This is a genomic window from Asticcacaulis sp. AC460 (genome assembly GCF_000495795.1).
GTDB lineage: Bacteria > Pseudomonadota > Alphaproteobacteria > Caulobacterales > Caulobacteraceae > Asticcacaulis.
The window spans coordinates 232,483-248,322 of the sequence record NZ_AWGD01000025.1 but is presented as its reverse complement, the minus strand read 5'-3'; the positions used below and the strand labels follow the sequence as shown (position 1 = coordinate 248,322).

Genomic DNA, 15,840 nt, shown 5'->3' with positions numbered 1-15,840 from the left:
CCGGCCGGTGCCGCGCCGGCCTGGTTGGAGGCCGCCGCCAGGACCGGTGCCGCCGCAGCGGCTCCCGCCTGCCAGGTCATGGCGCCGGACAGGATGGCCCGCGCCTGGGTCGGGTGCGGCATGGCGTTGAGATAGGCGCCGTTGCCCCAGTCGGTGATACAGCAGGTTTCGATGCGGCTCAGCGCCGGCATCTCACCGGCCAGCGCCTTCGCCGCCGCAATGAAGGTGTTGCCCGTACTGCATTCGTCGTCGACGATGACCAGGGACCGCGCCGACCGGACCAGGTCCTCCAGACCGGGATCGGCCACCTGAACAAGATGGGTCGTGGCGTGGCTGTGGCCTTCCTCGAATGAGGCCAGCACCCGCGCCCCCTCGACCCTTTGCCGCGAACTTTGCAGATACAGGGCCTCGACCTGCGGATGCAGGTGACGGAAGGCGGCGAATATCCCCTGTCCCAGCGCCGTCGCCGTCTCGGCCATGCCGAGAAACACGACCGGCTGGGGCAGGTCCGCCGCGATCTTCGCCGCCAGCGTCGCCATAGACGCCCGCATCTGCGCCGGCGCCGCCGGCAGATGCCGCCCCAGGATCTTCGACACGATCAGGAAGCCGCGCTTCGGATTGGACCGGGCGGCGAAGTCGCACAGGTCGCGCAGCGGCGGACCGTCGTGAACGGTCAGCGTCAGTTTTCCGGTCGGAAGCGAGATCGTTTCCGACGCCTGTGCGGTTGCCGCGTGGCTCATCCGCCTGCCTCTCACATATGAACGATAATACTGACCACCGACTTGCGCAGCCGCTGTACGACGTCGCGCCGGTCGTTGTTGCGCGACACTTGTACGTCCGGCTGGGTAAATCCCGCCGCGGCGATCAGTTCGTAAACCAGTGCCGCGCGTATGGCGAAGTTGACGTTTTCCGAAATGGAGCCCCGTTCGCGCATATTGCCGTGGGCCAGGGATGATGAGGTAATCCCCACCAGATTGCCGGCTTCGTCGATAATGGCCCCGCCCGACGATCCCGATCCGATCGGCGCCGTGAACTGGAACCGCGAGACATCGCCATGGCCACCGGTGAGGCCGGAAATATTGCCGGTCGTGACCTTCAGATCCGCCCCCAGCACATCCATCAACGGAAAGCCCGCCGCCAGGACGCCTTCACCCAGCCACAGCGGCGAACCCAGCCGCATCGGTATAGGGCTTCCCTCAACCTCACCTTCCAGCAAGGCCAGGTCGTGCATCAGGTCGGCCGCTACCAGCTTCAACGGCGTGCGGCTGCGTCCGATTTCCAGCGACACCCCGTCTTCGATGACGTGCGCATTGGTGACGACCAGCTTGGGCGCAATGACGACACCACTGCCCGTCGCCGTCGAACCGCGCGGCGGCCGGCTGGGCGCGCCGTCGGCCCGACCGGGCCGCGACGGGAAGGCGACATTGCCCAGGTTGCGAGCGCGGGCGAAGGCCTCGATCCCGAAGGTGAAGCCTTCGTTTGACACCTTGGCGCGCCAGACACCGTCCTTGGCATAGATCTCGGCCAGGATCACCGCGGCCAGTTGCTGGTCGGGCTCCGGGAAGCTGTGGACCTGGCCGGCGATCTCGACCTGGATCGGATAGGCCGTATTGACGAAACCGCCGCTGCGGTCGTCGTTGATATAGGCGATCACCTCCAGGGCGGTGTCGCGGATCAGCGGCGACGGCGCCATCCAGCGCCCGCCTTCGCCCTGGGCGAACGGAATAATGGCGCCATCCGCCCCGACGGCGCAGACGACCACACGGTCGGCGTCGCGGCCCAGGGCCGTAATCAACCAGTCGCCGTCCCGGACGACCTGAATCCTCTGACCTGGCGTCGGCGTCAGCATCGCCTACCTCACCATCGTTTCGAAACCGACTTCGGTGTCAATCATCGTCCCCGTCACCTCATCCGCCGTCATCCGCCCCGTCAGCAGGCCGGCCCATCCGGCCAGGATACCGGCTCCGACGGCTTCCGCATAGACCACCCCGCCGGCCGGCCGGGCATTGATCTCCAGTACCTTCCAGCTACCGTCACGGTGTTTGCGGAACTGGATATTGACCGTCCCGTGCAATGTGAACCGTTCCACCAGTTGCCGGGCATAGTCGCTGAGCGGATGCGTTGTCTGGATGCGCTGCCGCCCGGTGTGAAGCTTGGTCCGCGCCGCATAACGCAGCATCCGTCCCTCTTCGGCCAGGATGTCGAACGACACTTCCGGCCCGGGCAGGAAATCCATCAGCACCATATCGCGGATGGGTTTACGTTTTTCCTCCAGTCGCAACGCCGCCAGATAGAGGTCCTGGTGGATTTCCCGGCCATCCGGGTTTTCCAGGTGCCGCATCGGCTTGTCGCGGGTCAGCTTCCAGAAACCGAACCCGTTCACCCCGTTGCGCGGCTTGACGCACGGCACAGCGTCACTCCCCCACCGGTCACCGACCCCGGCCAGGGCCGCCGCCAGTTCATCGCTGGACCGGATGAGCACGGTGTCGAGATGGAATTCGGTATCCCGCAGGTCCTCGGCAAACCGGTACTTGTCCTCGAGCAGTTTCAACGCTCTACGGCCGGCCGGGAATTCGACCCGGCACGGCAGGTCGGCGTCGCGCAGGGCGTTGCGATAGTGGGTCGGGATCAGGATGTCGATGCCATGGGCCTCGACCTGGCTGCGCACCCACGCGACATAGCCGACCGTGTCGACGTCCGGCTCGATCCAGGTTTCGACCGGCCCGGCATGGCGGGGCATGCCCTTGGCCACACTTGCATAGACGTCGAGGCCCGGCTCCGCCGCCATCATGGCCTGCGAAATACTGGCCAGGGAAAAGCCGCGGTTAAACCAGATACGCATGGGCTTAGGCCAGGTTCACACCCATGGCCGAAGCCAGGCCAGCCAGGCCGCTTTCCCAGCCCTCGCCTACCGCTTTGACCTTGATGTCGCCGGCCGGACCGCGATACAGTTCCACAAAGACCATGGCGGCATTGGTGCTGCTGTCTTCCGACAGGTCGTAGCGCGCCAATTCCTTGCCGTCGGCATTGTTGATCACGCGGGCATAGGCGTTCTGGACCGAGCCGAAGTTCTGACGGCGCTGCTGGCCGTCATAGATGGTTACGGCGACCGTCACCTTTTTGACATTGGCCGGCAGCTTGGCGAAGTCGACCTTGATGGTTTCGTCGTCGCCGGCGCCTTCGCCGGTGCGATTGTCACCGCCGTAGACCACGGCGCCGTCGGGCGAAGTCTTGTTGTTGTAGAAGACGAAATGGCCGTCGCTCAGCACCTTGCCGCCCTCATCCACGATAAAGGCCGAGGCGTCGAGGTCGAACGCCGCGCCGTCCGTCTTGCGGACGTCCCAACCCAGGCCGACGGTGACGGAGCTGAGGCCGGGGGCCTCCTTGGAGAGCGATACGTTACCGCCCTTGACGAGAGAAACTGCCATGGGGAAATCCTTGTAGATGGCGGGACGGACGGTATCCGCCCGTCCCGGCCTTGGTTTTTAGCCGATATTGACGCCGTAATTGGTGGCCAGCGGCCCCAGGCCGCCCTTGAAGCCCTGGCCGACGGCGCGGAACTTCCACTCGTTGTTGTTGCGATAGACCTCACCCAGGATCATCGCTGTTTCGACCGAAGCGTCTTCCGACAGGTCGTAGCGGACGATCTCGACATTGGTCTTTTGATTGACCAGGCGGATGAAGGCGTTGGACACCTGGCCGAAGCTCTGCTTGCGGGCTTCGCCATCGTGGATGGTGACGACGACGGCGATCTTGTCGATATCCGCCGGCACCTTGGACAAGGTAACCTTGACCTGCTCGTCGTCGCCATCGCCGGCGCCGGTGCGGTTGTCGCCCAGGTGTTCGACACCGGTCACGACCTTGTTGTTGTAGAAGACGAAATCATTGTCGGCGCGAACCTTGCCGTCGGTCTTCAGCAGGAAGGCCGAAGCGTCGAGATCGAAGTCGGTGCCATCGGTGGCGCGTGTATCCCAACCCAGGCCGACGATGACTTCGTCGAGCGCGGGGTCTTCCTTGCTCAGGCTGACGTTGCCGCCCTTGGAAAGCGAAATTGCCATATCAAACAGTCCTTTTCATCCTTGACGTTGAGGGTATGGGTTATCTGTCCAGCGTGGTCTTGTCGTCAACCGGCTGGGTATGCTGGTCCGGCACGACCTCACCGGTCGGCAGGATGATCTGGGCGTCGCCGTCCTCGGCATATTCTTGCGGGAAGCGCTTCTTGTGCTCGATCGACACCCACAGCGATACACCGATGATGACGGCCCCGACCAGGCCGGTCACGGCTTCCGGAATGTGCAGCTTGATGCTGAGCAGCATGATGGTCGCCAGGGCTATGATGGCGTAGAAGGCGCCGGATTCCAGGAAGCGGAACTCCGCCAGGTGTCCACCGCGGACCAGGGCGATCGTCATCGAGCGCACGAACATGGCGCCGATACCCAGGCCCAGGGCGATCAGGACGATGTCGTTGGTGATGGCGAAGGCCCCGATCACGCCGTCGAACGAGAAGGAGGCGTCGAGGAATTCGAGATAGATAAAGGCGCCCGCACCGCTGCGTACGACGACGCCGGTATGGTCCTTTTCGCCGCCGATCCAGTCGCCAAACTTCTGCACCGCGAGGAAGGTGAGCACGCCCGACAGGCCGGCGATCAGGAAGGTCTTCTGCTCTTCACCGTGGACCAGGAAGGACAGGCCGGCGATCAGCACGGCAGTGACGATATAGGGCGAGAACGGAATCTTGGCCAAGGCCGCCAGGGGCCGCTCGATAAAGCCGAGCCAGTGGTGCTCACGTTCGTCGTCAAAGAAGAAGTTCAGGCCGACCAGCATCAGGAAGGCCCCACCGAAGCCGGAAATGCCGATATGGGCGCTGGTGACGATCTTTTCGTAAAGCTGATGATCCATCAAGGCGATGCGCGTGGCTTCCCATGGCGTCACCATGGCCGAGATCGACACGATCAGGATCGGGAAGATGATCCGCATGCCGAACACGGCGATGATGATGCCCCAGGTCAGGAACCGTCGCTGCCATACCGGGTCCATGTCCTTCAGGATCGAAGCATTGACCACGGCATTGTCGAGGCTGAGCGAGGTTTCCATGACGCCCAACACGCAGGCCAGGAACACCATCTGCAGGGTCGGCCCGATCAGGCCGGTCTGGTAATAGCCCAGAACCCCCACCAAAATCAGGGATACGACGGTAAAGGCGATCGATCCGTAAAAGTTCTTCAGCATACTTGTCTCTTGTTAGCGCCCGGCAATACCGCGCGTCGTTTTGGGGGATGGCGGCGGGCCGCGCCGACTGTCAGTCCTTACGGCCGGCCTGCCATTGCAGATAGATACCGATATCGTCGGCAAACTCCTTCTGGCCACGGTAATATTTCATATGGCGATCCATCTGCAGATTGCCATTCACGTTATCGATAAGCGCAATCCCACACAGCCGGGCATTGTCGCGCCCCTCCACCAGGCGGATTTCGACCTCCGGCTGGCCCGGCACAGTCATGCGGACGATACCGTCGGTCTGTTGCCAGTTCGGCACGCCGTCATAGATCAGGGCAAAAACGCCGATCCGTCTGATTTTGTCGAAGTGGCGCCCGTTGACACGGATGGTTTCACCGGTCGTGACGGCGCCTGTGCGATCATCGCCCGACAACTGGATATACGGCTCGTATTCATAGTCACCGAAACTGCGGCCCAGGCCCTGGATACAGCCCTTGTAGCCATCCTGCAGTTCGAACATCACACCCAGGTCGAGGTCGACGTTTTTGGGGCCGCCGCCGAACAGGCCGCGCTTCTGTTCCGGCTGGCTCCAGTTCAGGTTCAGGATGATTTCGCCGAAGGTCGCGCCCGTCTTCTGCAGGCTGACGCGCGGATTGCTCTTCTCCAGCGTCACCTTTTTCAGGCTGACCGGCGCGGAGGGCGTCGAAGGTGGCGGTGCCGCGGGCGCCGCAGCGGGAGCCGGCGCTGCGGCGGGGGCATCTGCCACCTCACCGCCGAAATGGGTGATCAGCGCGGCCAGGCCGCCTTCGAACCCGGCGGCGATGGTGCCGACGCGCCAACCCGAACTATGCCGGTAGAGCTCGATCAGCATGACCGCCTTTTCAGCATTCAGGTGCTCCGCCACGTTGAAGGAGGCCTGGTTGCTGCCCAGGGTGACCAGCAGGGGCCGCGCCTGACCGATGGGGCGGCTGTCGTGGGTCGCGGTAAAGACCACCCGGTCGATCGTCTCAGGCAACCGGTCCAGTTCCAGCTGGAACTGCGCCGCCCCGGATGATGGAGTCAGCGTAATGGCGCCCTCTGGCGATCGCGTGTTGGAAAACAGCACGACATAGCGGTCGTCGCCGATCTTGCGCTCCTTGTTGAGCCCGAAGGCGGCGATATCGGCGCCGTCCAGCCCGAACTCGACCTTGACCGCGCACTGGGCGCCGACGCCCAGGTCGGCCAGGCTGCGTTTTTCGCCCTTCTGCAACTGCATGCGTATCTCTGTAGGCTGGGGAGAGAGGCGAACCTCTCTCCGCGTTATCGTATCAGATCAGTCGGGCGGCCAGGGCGGTGATATCCTTCACCGTCCGCGCCGTGGTGCGCTCGCCGATGGCCTTGAAGGTCCACTGACCGCCGTCGCGCTTGACGTAGGCCAGCACCACGCCGGTATGCGGGCCGCTTTCCGAGATATCGAAACGCGCCAGCTCCTTGCGGGCGCGGCTATCGACCACGCGGCTGAAGGCGTTCTTGACCTTGTCGAAGGTCTGGCCGCGGAAGCTGTTGACCGTGAACACCAGGGTCTCGATCTCGGACGGCAGGCGGGTCAGGTCGATGGAAATGGTCTCGTCGTCGCCGTCCCCCTCGCCCGTAAGGTTGTCACCGCTGTGGCGGATCGAGCCGTCGCGGCTGAGCAACTGCTGGAACCAGATGGTGTCGACCACGCGGCCATTGGCATCGAAGGCGATACAGGACGCATCCAGGTCGATGCTCCCGCCGCCGCCGAACAGTCCGCTTAGCAGGCCGGTAGCCACGTCCCAGCCGACGCCCAGGGTGATATTGGTCAGGCCGTCACCGCCCTCCTTCTTGAGGCTTACCGATGCGTTTTTTTGCAGGGAAATACTCATAGTTATCCTTCCATGGTGGCAAGACGGCGCAACAGGCCTGTGAGAGCGCTTAACCTGGCATCTGGCCACGGTGTGGCCAGGCTCGGGCTCAGGGATTAGTCGTGGTTACCAAAACAAAGCTTAAACGCTTGATACTTTTGTTGAAACTCGTCCCTGCACGGCAACCCCGGAAGTGTGCAGAACGGTCCCCCCGCCACGACTGTTGCCATAAAACCTCAGGCGGGACAAGCCAAACACCACCCATCAGGAGAATTTGAACGCGGCGGTTTGCCGCAGCCGGAGTCAACAAGGGCCGCCCTTGCGGACGGCCCCTGCTTGGACATGTGGCGGCACTGGCGCGTGATCTACGTCACGACGAAATTATGTTAGCGCTACCAATCCTTATATGTCAAGCCTTGCTTCAAAATTTCGGCAGCCGCATCTCCGGCTTGGGATAGGCCACGGGCTCGACTACCTGCGCCATCGCCGGATCGCTGATGCCGTGGGCGCCGGTTTCAATGCGGCCGGCAAACCGCCGCACCTGAGCCCCCGCCGTGACCGTGACGTCGTACCAGTTGCCGTGCTTGCCCAGGTCGAACACCTGCTTGTGCACCGCCCCCGGTTTGACGGCGACCGTCGTTTTGCCCTGGCCGTAGACCTCGGCGTCGACCACCACCTCAACCGCGACGGTGCCCGAATTGCGCAGGGCGACCTGCAGGAGCGCCGGACGTGAGGTCATCACCGTCGTCACCTCGACCGCCGTCACACTCTCGCCGGCAAAGGCGCGATGGAAGCCGTTCGGCCCCAGCACCCACAGGTCGTAGCGCTGGCCCGGCCATTGATCCTTGAGGCTCTTGCCGGCCTCGACCGTATAGCGCCGCGGAATGGTCTCCAGGTTCAGCCGGTCATAGACGTGGAATACCGCTCCGGCCTGGCCGCGGTTGACGAACTCAAGCTCGACGCCGTCATGCACCTTCGCGACGACATCCAGGTCGTACGGCAAGGCCCGCGACGGCCGCGTGCCCTTTTCCTGCATCAGCGGTTCTGCTTGCGCCGGCGGTTCGATCCGCTTGCGGTGGATCTGCGCCAAGACCGCCTGCTCCGAGCCCGACGCATCGGGCAGGCCCGGGAATTCCGGCCCCTCCGGCATGGAGAAGTCGAACGCCGAGGTCAGGTCGCCGCAGACGGCGCGATGCCACGGGCTGATCGCCGGTACGGTAACGCCAAAGCGCTTTTCCAGGAACTGGCCGACCGAGGTGTGGTCGAACACCTGCGACGTCACCCAACCGCCCTTCGACCACGGCGACACGACATACATTGGCACCCGCGCACTCAGGCCCCACGGCCGCAGCGTACCGCTGACCGTATCGGACGGATCGAGGAACTTGCGCTGCGGATCGGAGAAGTAGAAGCCTTTCAGGTCGACCGTCGACTTGCCCATCAGGGTGCCGTCCGCCGTATAGGACGGAGGTGCCGACGGCGGCAGGTGGTCGAACAGGCCGTCATTCTCGTCGAAGGTCTGGAAGAAGACGGTCGAACCCCACACGTCCGGATTGGCGACCAGGGCGCTGAGGATGCCAGCGGTGAACTCTGCGCCCTGCAAAGGAGTCGAGGCCGACGGGTGCTCGGACCATTCCTTGTTGGGCAGGATCCACGACACCGCCGGCAAGGTGCCGTCCTGGACGTCCTTCGCGAACTGCTCCAGCGACCAGTGGCTCATGCCCTTTTCGTAGAGGGCAGAGCCCGGCTTGGCGTTGCGGAAGCTCTCGAAGGCCAGACCGCCATGCATGGCGCCGGTCCAGTTGTCGTTCGGGTCCTGATAGATGCGCCACGACACGCCGGCACCTTCCAGCACGTCCGGCAGGGTCGGCCAGGCAAAGGCCGAGCCCTGATATTCGTAGCCCGGTTCCGGCAGCGCGCCCTTGACCCAGCAGCGCATATTGTTGGGCTCGGAATCGGCCTCGGTGGCGTTAATCCCGGCGGCCCGCAGCTTCGGGTCATGGTTCGAACCCGACCAGAAGACGATGCGGTTCGGGTCTGTCCCGGTGGTGATCGAACAGTGATAATGGTCGCAGATGGTAAAAGCTTCGGCCAGGGCGAACTGGAACGGGATATCGTCGCGCTGATAATAGCCCATCGAATACGGGTTCTTGTACTTGGGCCAATAACCGAACCTGCCCTGGTTCCACGCCGCCTGCGAGTCCGAGAAGCTGTGCGGCGTGCCGGGCACGGCGATGGCGTTGGTGGTGCGGGTATTGAGATGATAGGGCGGGATGACCTTGTTGCCGTCCGACTGCTGCCACACCGGGCCGTTGGTCATCGGGATCGGAAAGCGGTCACCGAAGCCGCGCACCCCACGTAGCGTGCCGAAATAATGGTCGAACGACCGGTTTTCCTGCATCAGGATGACGATATGTTTGACGTCCTGGAGGGTGCCCGTGACCCGTTTGGCGGGCAGGCTCATGGCCTGGGCGATGGCGTAGGTGAAGGGCGCGGCGGCGGCCAGGGTCGCGCCGGCGCCGAACAGGCGCAACAGGCTGCGGCGATCCGTATCGGTCATGTCAGGAGCTCCAGGAATTAGAAAAAAGCGGGACGAACCGGTCGGGACGCTGATGGAGGAAACGCCCTCCCCCATCCGGTCCGCCCTGCCTCAGGGGGAATACACACACAAGAAGTTATGCTTGGTCCTCCTCCCCATCTCATGAGGAGGTGCCGGCGAAGCCGGCGGAGGGGTACCCTTACGGCCCCCCTCCCCTTACCTAAAGACTGTTTGGAAAGCCGTCAGGCTGAGCCGAAAAGGGGTGGTTTCGAGAACCGGAGCGGAGCGTACTTAAGTACGTGAGCACCGGAAGCGCAGAAAACAGCACTTTGCAGGCCAGTCGGACGGAGTTTCCAACAGTCTTTTAGAACTGGGTCGAATAGGTGAAATAGAAGCTGCGCGGCTTGCCTTCGAACGGATAGCCGTAGAAGTAGCGATCGTCCGTATTGGTATATTCACCGCGGTTGAACGCCACACCGTAGAAGTTGTTCCCGTAGCCATAACGTTCGGCATATTCAGTGTCGAACAGGTTGGCGACGCGGAGCTGGAAGCGGTGCTCCATGTCCTTGCCGGCCAGGTAGGTCAGGGTGCCGTTGACGACGGTGTAATCACCGAAGTTATGACGGAACTTCTCGGCCGGGCCGCCGGTGGCCCATTCGGGTCCCTGGGTCCGCGACAGCAGCTGCGCCTTCAGGCGGCCGTTGCGCGATTCCCAGTTCAGCTTGCCGATGACGAACCATTCCGGCGTTTCGTTGATCTGGATGCCCTGGCGCGGGCCGCTGGCCGGGGCCGCATCCTGCGCCGTATAGGCAAAGCCGAAGCTCCACTGCTCGCCAACGAAGACATCGGCATCCACCGTCAGGCCCTTGATCTTGGTGACGGCGGTGTCGTTGTAGTAGGTATCGACCGAGTAGTTGGTGCCGTTGTGGTTCACGACGATCGGCCGGCCCGACGTGGTGCGGATGCGGTTGCTGATCTCGGTGTCGAAGGCGCCGATTTCGGTGCTGATCCGCAGATCGCCCAAGGCGCCCTGATAGCCGGCGGCCAGGTTGTAGGTTTCGGTCTCTTCGGTTTCCAGGTCCGGATTACCGACCACCGTAAAGGCAGCCGAAGCGGATGTCTGCGGCGGACGCGGATTGTTAATGTACAGTTCGTTGGTCTGGGGCAGGCTGTACGAAGTCCCGCCATTGGCGCGAAGGTAGAAATCGCCGATCGGTTGCTTGAAGCCGAACTTCCAGACGGTCTTGCTGTCGAAAGCTTCGGAGAAGTCCTGGCGGATGGCGATCGAGATATTGGTCGACGGGCTGAACGGCAGGCGGGGATGAAAGTCGACGAACACGCCCGTGGTGGTGCTGTCATTGTCCGGCGTGGCGAAACGTTCGTCCGAGTCGTCGGCATAGGAGACATATTGCACGCCGACAACGGTTTCCAGGAAGGAGGCCGCGTTGATGGTGGCGCGGACCGTGGCGCCGGTTTCCTTGAAGCCGCTGCGGTACTGGTTGGTGGTGCCGAAGCCGTGAGCGAAAGCCGGCTCGACCGCGCCGGTCCAGGCGCCATAAGGGATGGTCCGGGTCGGTGTGTTCGGATCGACGCAGCCGGCCGAGACCTTGCAGATTTCCGGATACAGTTCGGCGTTCCACAGTTCCGGGTTGGAATAGTAGGCCGAGGCTTCGATCGAGAAACGGTCGTTGAAACGCTTGCTGAAGGCCACGTCGGCGATCGGGTAGCGCAGCGTGTTGGGCGAATAGGTCTCACCCGACGGGAACGGATCCTGGAACCAGCTTTCGGTATAGATGACATTGGCGCGGAACTGGGTGTTCTCGTCGATCTGCCACAGGTATTTGGCGCCGACATGGTTCTTGTTCAGCGGATAGTCCTGGATGCCGCCCGCCAGAGCGACATTGTCGGTGAACTTCGACGGATCGAAGATACGCGGGCCGTCGGTGGCCAGCATCGAGCCGTAGAACATGAAGCTGTGGTGGCCGGCCTCGTCCAGAGGGAAGCTGTAGTTGCCCCAGACTTCGCGGGTGGCGAAGGAACCGTAGGAGACGCCGAACTCGCCCTTGCGCGTGCCGTCCGGCTTCTTGGTGATGACATTGACGACGCCGATGCCGCCGTTGGAGCCGAAATACAGGCTGTTGCCGCCACGGAAGACCTCGATGTTCTCGATCATGTGCGGATCGATCGTGGTGGCGCCCCAGATGTTTTCCAGCGCCGGGCCGCGGTCGTACAGCGGCGTGCCGTCCAGGGTCACCAGGGTGTCGCGGTCACCGCCGCCGTCCAGACGGATGGTGAACTCACCTTCGTCGGGTGAATAGCCGACATTGACGCCCTTGATCAGGAACTGCGCCGCTTCGGCAAAATTGATGGCGCCGCTCTGGTCGATCTGTTCGGCGGTGATGACCTGCACTTCCGTGCCATAGTCGGCCAGTTCGCGCGCCACCGGAGTCGCCGGCGACCGCTTGCCGGTGACAGTGACAACGCCCGATTCCGCATCGCCCACCGGCGCCGCATCATTGGCAAACGCCACACCTGCCAGGCCGCAGCCCAGCGTCACGAGCCCCAGCAAGGGCGCGTGAAATTTCTTGATCCGCATATCGATATCCCCGTGAAAACGCCGGGCGCAATGGGAGACGCCGGGCTGAACGCGGCGGAACCTAGTCAGGTCGTGTGACAGAAACCTCAGACTTCGATGACGACTTTATGAAATAATCTCATTTTTATAGTTTTATAATTTTGAGATATATTCAGTTTAAAGTGGCGCTTTCCGGTGGCAGCGGCGCGACGGTTGTGCTCAACTTTTGTGACGTGGCGGTACGGCCACGGAATCGCGCTATCTCTTCCCCTTCCGGGGCGATTTTTTTGGATATTCTTGCGTTGAAAGCCTTAGCCGACGGCCGTGAACCGGTCGACAATGCCCTTACCCGCATCCGCGTCGCCTATCCGTCCCTGGCCCGGGGCGCCCGGCGCATTGCCGACTATGTCAGCGAACAGCCGCATCGCATCGTCGCCATGTCGATCACCGAACTGTCCGAAGCCGTCGGCGTTTCCGAAGGCAGCGTCATCAATTTCTGCCGCCGCCTGGGCCTCTCAGGTTTCCAGCAACTGAAACTGAGCCTGGCTCAGGAGACCGTCCAGCCGGTTCAGTTCATACACGAAGACCTGGAACGCGACGACGATACCGACACCGTATGCCGCAAGATCTTCCATTCCGGCATCCAGGCCCTGCGCGACTCGCTGTCGGTGCTGAACCCCAAGGAGCTGAGCCGCGCCGTCGACATCTTCCGCCAGGCCAGACGCATCGAGATCTACGGCATCGGCTCGGCCGCCCCCATCGCCGAGGACGCGCACTACCGCATGCTGCGCATAGGCCTCGACGCCAAGGTAGTGATAGACAGCCACGTCCAGGCGATCAGTGCTTCACGCACCGGCCCCGATGTTGCGGTGCTGACCGTGACCCATTCCGGCGCCACCCACGAAACCGTCGCCGCCACCCGACTGGCACGCGAAGCCGGCGCCCGCACGGTGGTGATCACCAACTTCGCCCGCTCGCCGATTCAGGCCTATGCCGAGGTGGTGCTGTTCACCATGGCGCGCGAGACCCTGTTCCGCACCGAAGCCATGACCAGCCGCATCGCCCAGTTGTGCGTGGTAGATGCCCTGATTGCAGCGCTCGCGCTGGCGGATTACGATCGTTCCACGGCGACCCTGAAACAGACGTTTGAGACGTTGTCGATAAAACGCTTTTAGAGCCCAATGCCAAAACGTGGCGGCAATCGTTTCTTGCAACTTTTTCATAGACACGAAGCGGTACAAAATCTTAGAGCCTGTGCGCGCAGCTTTCTTTGCGCAGGCTTCCAAGCTCGTATCGAATTTTTTCTATCCGGCAGGCACAAACGTCGTCGGACCTTCTCCTGTTGTTTGAAAACCCATCATGCCTGTCCGCTACAAGCTCGGCTGCACCCTTAGCTATGAGGTCCTGTCGCCGTCCGTCTTTATCTTCAATGTCGAGGTCGCGCGCCTGCGCCGTCATATCGACCTGGTCGAGCGCCTGACCGTGACTCCGGACCTGCCACTGAAGACGTACACGGTTCCCGACATCAACAACCGCTATGTCGGCCTGCATGCCCCGGCCGGGCCGCTCACCCTGCATTACGAAGCCGAGGTCACCCTCGATCCCTACCGCGCCGATCCGCGGAGCGTGGGTGAAACCTCGGTGGCCGACCTGCCGCTGGACATCATGCCCTTCCTGCTGCCGTCGCGCTTCGTACCGTCCGACCGCCTGGCCGACTTCGCGCGCAAGGAGTTTGGCTACCTCGATCGCGGCTTCGAGCGTGTGACGGCCATCTGCAACTGGCTGTACAACAATATCGACTACCGTCGCGGCGCCTCCAACGAACAGACCACGGCGACCGAAAGCCTGATCCTGCGCGCCGGGGTCTGCCGCGACTTCGCCCATCTCGGCATTGCCTTCTGCCGCGCCCTGGATATCCCGGCCCGCTTCGTCAGTTGCTATGCCTATGGCCTGCAACCCAACGACTTTCATGCGGTTTTTGAAGTCTATCTCGAAGGCCGCTGGTGGCTGTTCGACGGTACGCGGATGGCCAATCTCGACGGCCTGGTCCGCATCGGCGTCGGCCGCGATGCCGCTGAAATCGCGTTCTGCTCACCGTTTGGCAGCGTCGCCTACGGTCCGGTCGAGATCAGCATCGACCGCGCCGACGGCCTCCCGGAACCCTGGCCGCGCACCATCGACGCCATCAGCACCGAAGAACCGGCGCCGAACGCCGGCGCGGTATAGCGCGCCTTAAAATTATTTTAGATATATCTGATTGCCATCCGACCGAAATGTGCCTATATGCAAATCAGATATATCTGATAGCAATCTGAAAGTTACTAGATATGAGAGACTTTCCCTTTAACCGTGGCGGCTTCAGCCATCATGGCGGACACCACGCTCCTCACGGCGGTCACCGCTTCGGTGGGCGCGGCCGACGAGATGGCCGCGGCTTCGGTCACGGCGGCCTGCGCCTGGTCCTGCTGAAATTCATCAGCGAAAAGCCCAGCCACGGCTACGAACTGATCAAGGCCATCGAGGAGCAGTTCCAGGGTGGCTATGCACCCTCGCCCGGCATCGTCTATCCAGCCCTGAGCTGGCTGGAGGACGGCGGCTTCATCGTCATCACCACCGACGCCGACAACCGCAAGGTCGCTTCGATCACCGAGGCCGGTCAGGCCCTGCTGGCCGAACGCGCCGAGGATCTGGAGCGTCTGTTCGAAACCGCGGCCGACAAGCCCGGCAACCGCGAGGACTACGCCCCCCTCTACCGCGCCATGGATAACCTGAAGGCCGCCTTGCGCACCCGGGCCATCCGCCCGATGTCGAAGACCGACATCGAAAACATCGTTGACTGGATCGACGACCTGGCCAGGAAGATCGAGCGCTCGGAATGACCATCGCCCGCACACCCCTGCGCGTCCGTTTCGAGACCCGACGGCGCGAACTCACGGTCGTCGAGACCCATCGCCTGACTCCGCATATGCAGCGCATCGTCCTTACGGGCGACCTGAGCGGCTTCCAGTCCCTGGGCTTCGACGACCATATCAAGCTGTTCTTCGCCGATCCTGAAACCGCTGAGCCGGTCATGCGCGACTATACCCCGCGCCGCTTCGATGTCACCGCCGGCCGGCTAACCCTGGATTTCGCACTCCACGGCGAGACTGGCCCGGCTACGGCCTGGGCGTTATCTGCCCAGACCGGTGACATCCTGAACGTCGGTGGGCCACGCGGGTCGCAGATCCTGCCCGATGGTTATGACGGCTACGTCCTGATCGGCGACGAAACGGCGCTGCCTGCCATCGGCCGCCGTCTGGAGGAACTGCCGGCCGGCACGCCGGTCACCATCCTGGCCGAGGTCGAAAGCGACGACGACCGCCAGACCTGGACCACCCGCGCCGAGGCCGACATCAACTGGGTCATACGTTCCGAAGGCCAAAACCTGGCCGACGCCGTCATGCGCCTGGAGTTACCGTCCGGCGATATCCATGTCTGGGTGGCCGGCGAAGCCCAGACCGCCAAGGCCCTTCGCCAGATCCTGACCGACCGCGGCGTCGATCCGAAGTCCATGAAGGCCGCCGCCTACTGGCGCCGCGGCACGGCCGGCGCCCACGAACCGATCGAATAAGGGTGGACTTATTGGTCAAGCCGCATATAAAAAT

General features: G+C 62.9%; 14 protein-coding genes. 4 read left to right on the top strand and 10 right to left on the bottom strand.

The genetic code is table 11. The features are described 5' to 3' along the window. From ABAC460_RS39320 to ABAC460_RS39275, 10 genes are all read right to left on the bottom strand, one after another. Positions 1-740: phosphoribosyltransferase domain-containing protein (locus ABAC460_RS39320; protein WP_023454242.1), on the bottom strand; the 740-nt coding region annotated here is incomplete at its 3' end. Positions 741-751: 11 nt separating this feature from the next. Then, positions 752-1,849 (bottom strand): S1C family serine protease, encoded by a 1,098-nt coding sequence (locus tag ABAC460_RS39315; protein ID WP_023454241.1) that lies wholly within the window; start codon positions 1,847-1,849, stop codon positions 752-754. 3 nt (positions 1,850-1,852) lie between these two features. Further along, complete coding sequence (locus ABAC460_RS39310) at positions 1,853-2,842, bottom strand: ATP-grasp domain-containing protein (RefSeq protein WP_023454240.1); 990 nt, start codon at positions 2,840-2,842, stop codon at positions 1,853-1,855. A gap of 4 nt (positions 2,843-2,846) precedes the next feature. After that, positions 2,847-3,428: a TerD family protein gene (locus ABAC460_RS39305; RefSeq protein WP_023454239.1), complete on the bottom strand. Its 582-nt coding sequence runs from the start codon at positions 3,426-3,428 to the stop codon at positions 2,847-2,849. Positions 3,429-3,485: 57 nt separating this feature from the next. Then, positions 3,486-4,058, bottom strand: a complete 573-nt coding sequence (locus tag ABAC460_RS39300; RefSeq protein WP_023454238.1) for a TerD family protein — start codon at positions 4,056-4,058, stop codon at positions 3,486-3,488. Positions 4,059-4,098: 40 nt separating this feature from the next. Next, positions 4,099-5,229, bottom strand: a complete 1,131-nt coding sequence (locus ABAC460_RS39295; RefSeq protein ID WP_023454237.1) for a DUF475 domain-containing protein — start codon at positions 5,227-5,229, stop codon at positions 4,099-4,101. Positions 5,230-5,299: 70 nt separating this feature from the next. Next, entirely contained in the window at positions 5,300-6,472 is a 1,173-nt protein-coding gene (locus ABAC460_RS39290) for a TerD family protein (RefSeq protein ID WP_023454236.1), read from the bottom strand. A gap of 52 nt (positions 6,473-6,524) precedes the next feature. Then, positions 6,525-7,103: a TerD family protein gene (locus ABAC460_RS39285; RefSeq protein ID WP_023454235.1), complete on the bottom strand. Its 579-nt coding sequence runs from the start codon at positions 7,101-7,103 to the stop codon at positions 6,525-6,527. Positions 7,104-7,503: 400 nt separating this feature from the next. Then, positions 7,504-9,642 carry a phosphocholine-specific phospholipase C gene (locus ABAC460_RS39280; RefSeq protein WP_023454234.1) on the bottom strand — a complete coding sequence of 713 codons (2,139 nt, stop codon included), beginning with the start codon at positions 9,640-9,642 and terminating at the stop codon, positions 7,504-7,506. 343 nt (positions 9,643-9,985) lie between these two features. Next, positions 9,986-12,217: a TonB-dependent receptor plug domain-containing protein gene (locus ABAC460_RS39275; RefSeq protein ID WP_023454233.1), complete on the bottom strand. Its 2,232-nt coding sequence runs from the start codon at positions 12,215-12,217 to the stop codon at positions 9,986-9,988. 281 nt (positions 12,218-12,498) lie between these two features. Here ABAC460_RS39275 and ABAC460_RS39270 point away from each other — a divergent pair, with 281 nt between their 5' ends. The 4 genes from ABAC460_RS39270 (at position 12,499) to ABAC460_RS39255 (ending at position 15,806) form a co-directional block, all read left to right on the top strand. Continuing rightward, positions 12,499-13,371, top strand: coding sequence for a MurR/RpiR family transcriptional regulator (locus ABAC460_RS39270; RefSeq protein ID WP_031237016.1), 873 nt, complete (start codon positions 12,499-12,501; stop codon positions 13,369-13,371). A 184-nt stretch (positions 13,372-13,555) separates the two neighbouring features. Beyond that, positions 13,556-14,422, top strand: a complete 867-nt coding sequence (locus ABAC460_RS39265; protein WP_023454231.1) for a transglutaminase-like domain-containing protein — start codon at positions 13,556-13,558, stop codon at positions 14,420-14,422. 101 nt (positions 14,423-14,523) lie between these two features. Next, a complete protein-coding gene (locus ABAC460_RS39260) occupies positions 14,524-15,075 on the top strand; it encodes a PadR family transcriptional regulator (RefSeq protein ID WP_023454230.1) in 552 nt (183 codons plus the stop codon). Beyond that, positions 15,072-15,806 (top strand): siderophore-interacting protein, encoded by a 735-nt coding sequence (locus ABAC460_RS39255; protein ID WP_023454229.1) that lies wholly within the window; start codon positions 15,072-15,074, stop codon positions 15,804-15,806. The genes ABAC460_RS39260 and ABAC460_RS39255 overlap by 4 nt, the downstream gene beginning before the upstream one ends. The last annotated feature ends 34 nt before the right edge of the window (positions 15,807-15,840 follow it).

What these genes read in the sequence shown, in the direction of transcription:
- ABAC460_RS39265 (WP_023454231.1), top strand. Translation starts at nt 13,556, where the DNA reads ATGCCTGTCCGCTACAAGCTCGGCTGCACCCTTAGCTATGAGGTCCTG.
- ABAC460_RS39300 (WP_023454238.1), bottom strand. Translation starts at nt 4,058, where the DNA reads ATGGCAATTTCGCTTTCCAAGGGCGGCAACGTCAGCCTGAGCAAGGAA.
- ABAC460_RS39310 (WP_023454240.1), bottom strand. Translation starts at nt 2,842, where the DNA reads ATGCGTATCTGGTTTAACCGCGGCTTTTCCCTGGCCAGTATTTCGCAG.
- ABAC460_RS39255 (WP_023454229.1), top strand. Translation starts at nt 15,072, where the DNA reads ATGACCATCGCCCGCACACCCCTGCGCGTCCGTTTCGAGACCCGACGG.
- ABAC460_RS39290 (WP_023454236.1), bottom strand. Translation starts at nt 6,472, where the DNA reads ATGCAGTTGCAGAAGGGCGAAAAACGCAGCCTGGCCGACCTGGGCGTC.
- ABAC460_RS39295 (WP_023454237.1), bottom strand. Translation starts at nt 5,229, where the DNA reads ATGCTGAAGAACTTTTACGGATCGATCGCCTTTACCGTCGTATCCCTG.
- ABAC460_RS39315 (WP_023454241.1), bottom strand. Translation starts at nt 1,849, where the DNA reads ATGCTGACGCCGACGCCAGGTCAGAGGATTCAGGTCGTCCGGGACGGC.
- ABAC460_RS39260 (WP_023454230.1), top strand. Translation starts at nt 14,524, where the DNA reads ATGAGAGACTTTCCCTTTAACCGTGGCGGCTTCAGCCATCATGGCGGA.
- ABAC460_RS39285 (WP_023454235.1), bottom strand. Translation starts at nt 7,103, where the DNA reads ATGAGTATTTCCCTGCAAAAAAACGCATCGGTAAGCCTCAAGAAGGAG.
- ABAC460_RS39305 (WP_023454239.1), bottom strand. Translation starts at nt 3,428, where the DNA reads ATGGCAGTTTCTCTCGTCAAGGGCGGTAACGTATCGCTCTCCAAGGAG.
- ABAC460_RS39280 (WP_023454234.1), bottom strand. Translation starts at nt 9,642, where the DNA reads ATGACCGATACGGATCGCCGCAGCCTGTTGCGCCTGTTCGGCGCCGGC.
- ABAC460_RS39275 (WP_023454233.1), bottom strand. Translation starts at nt 12,217, where the DNA reads ATGCGGATCAAGAAATTTCACGCGCCCTTGCTGGGGCTCGTGACGCTG.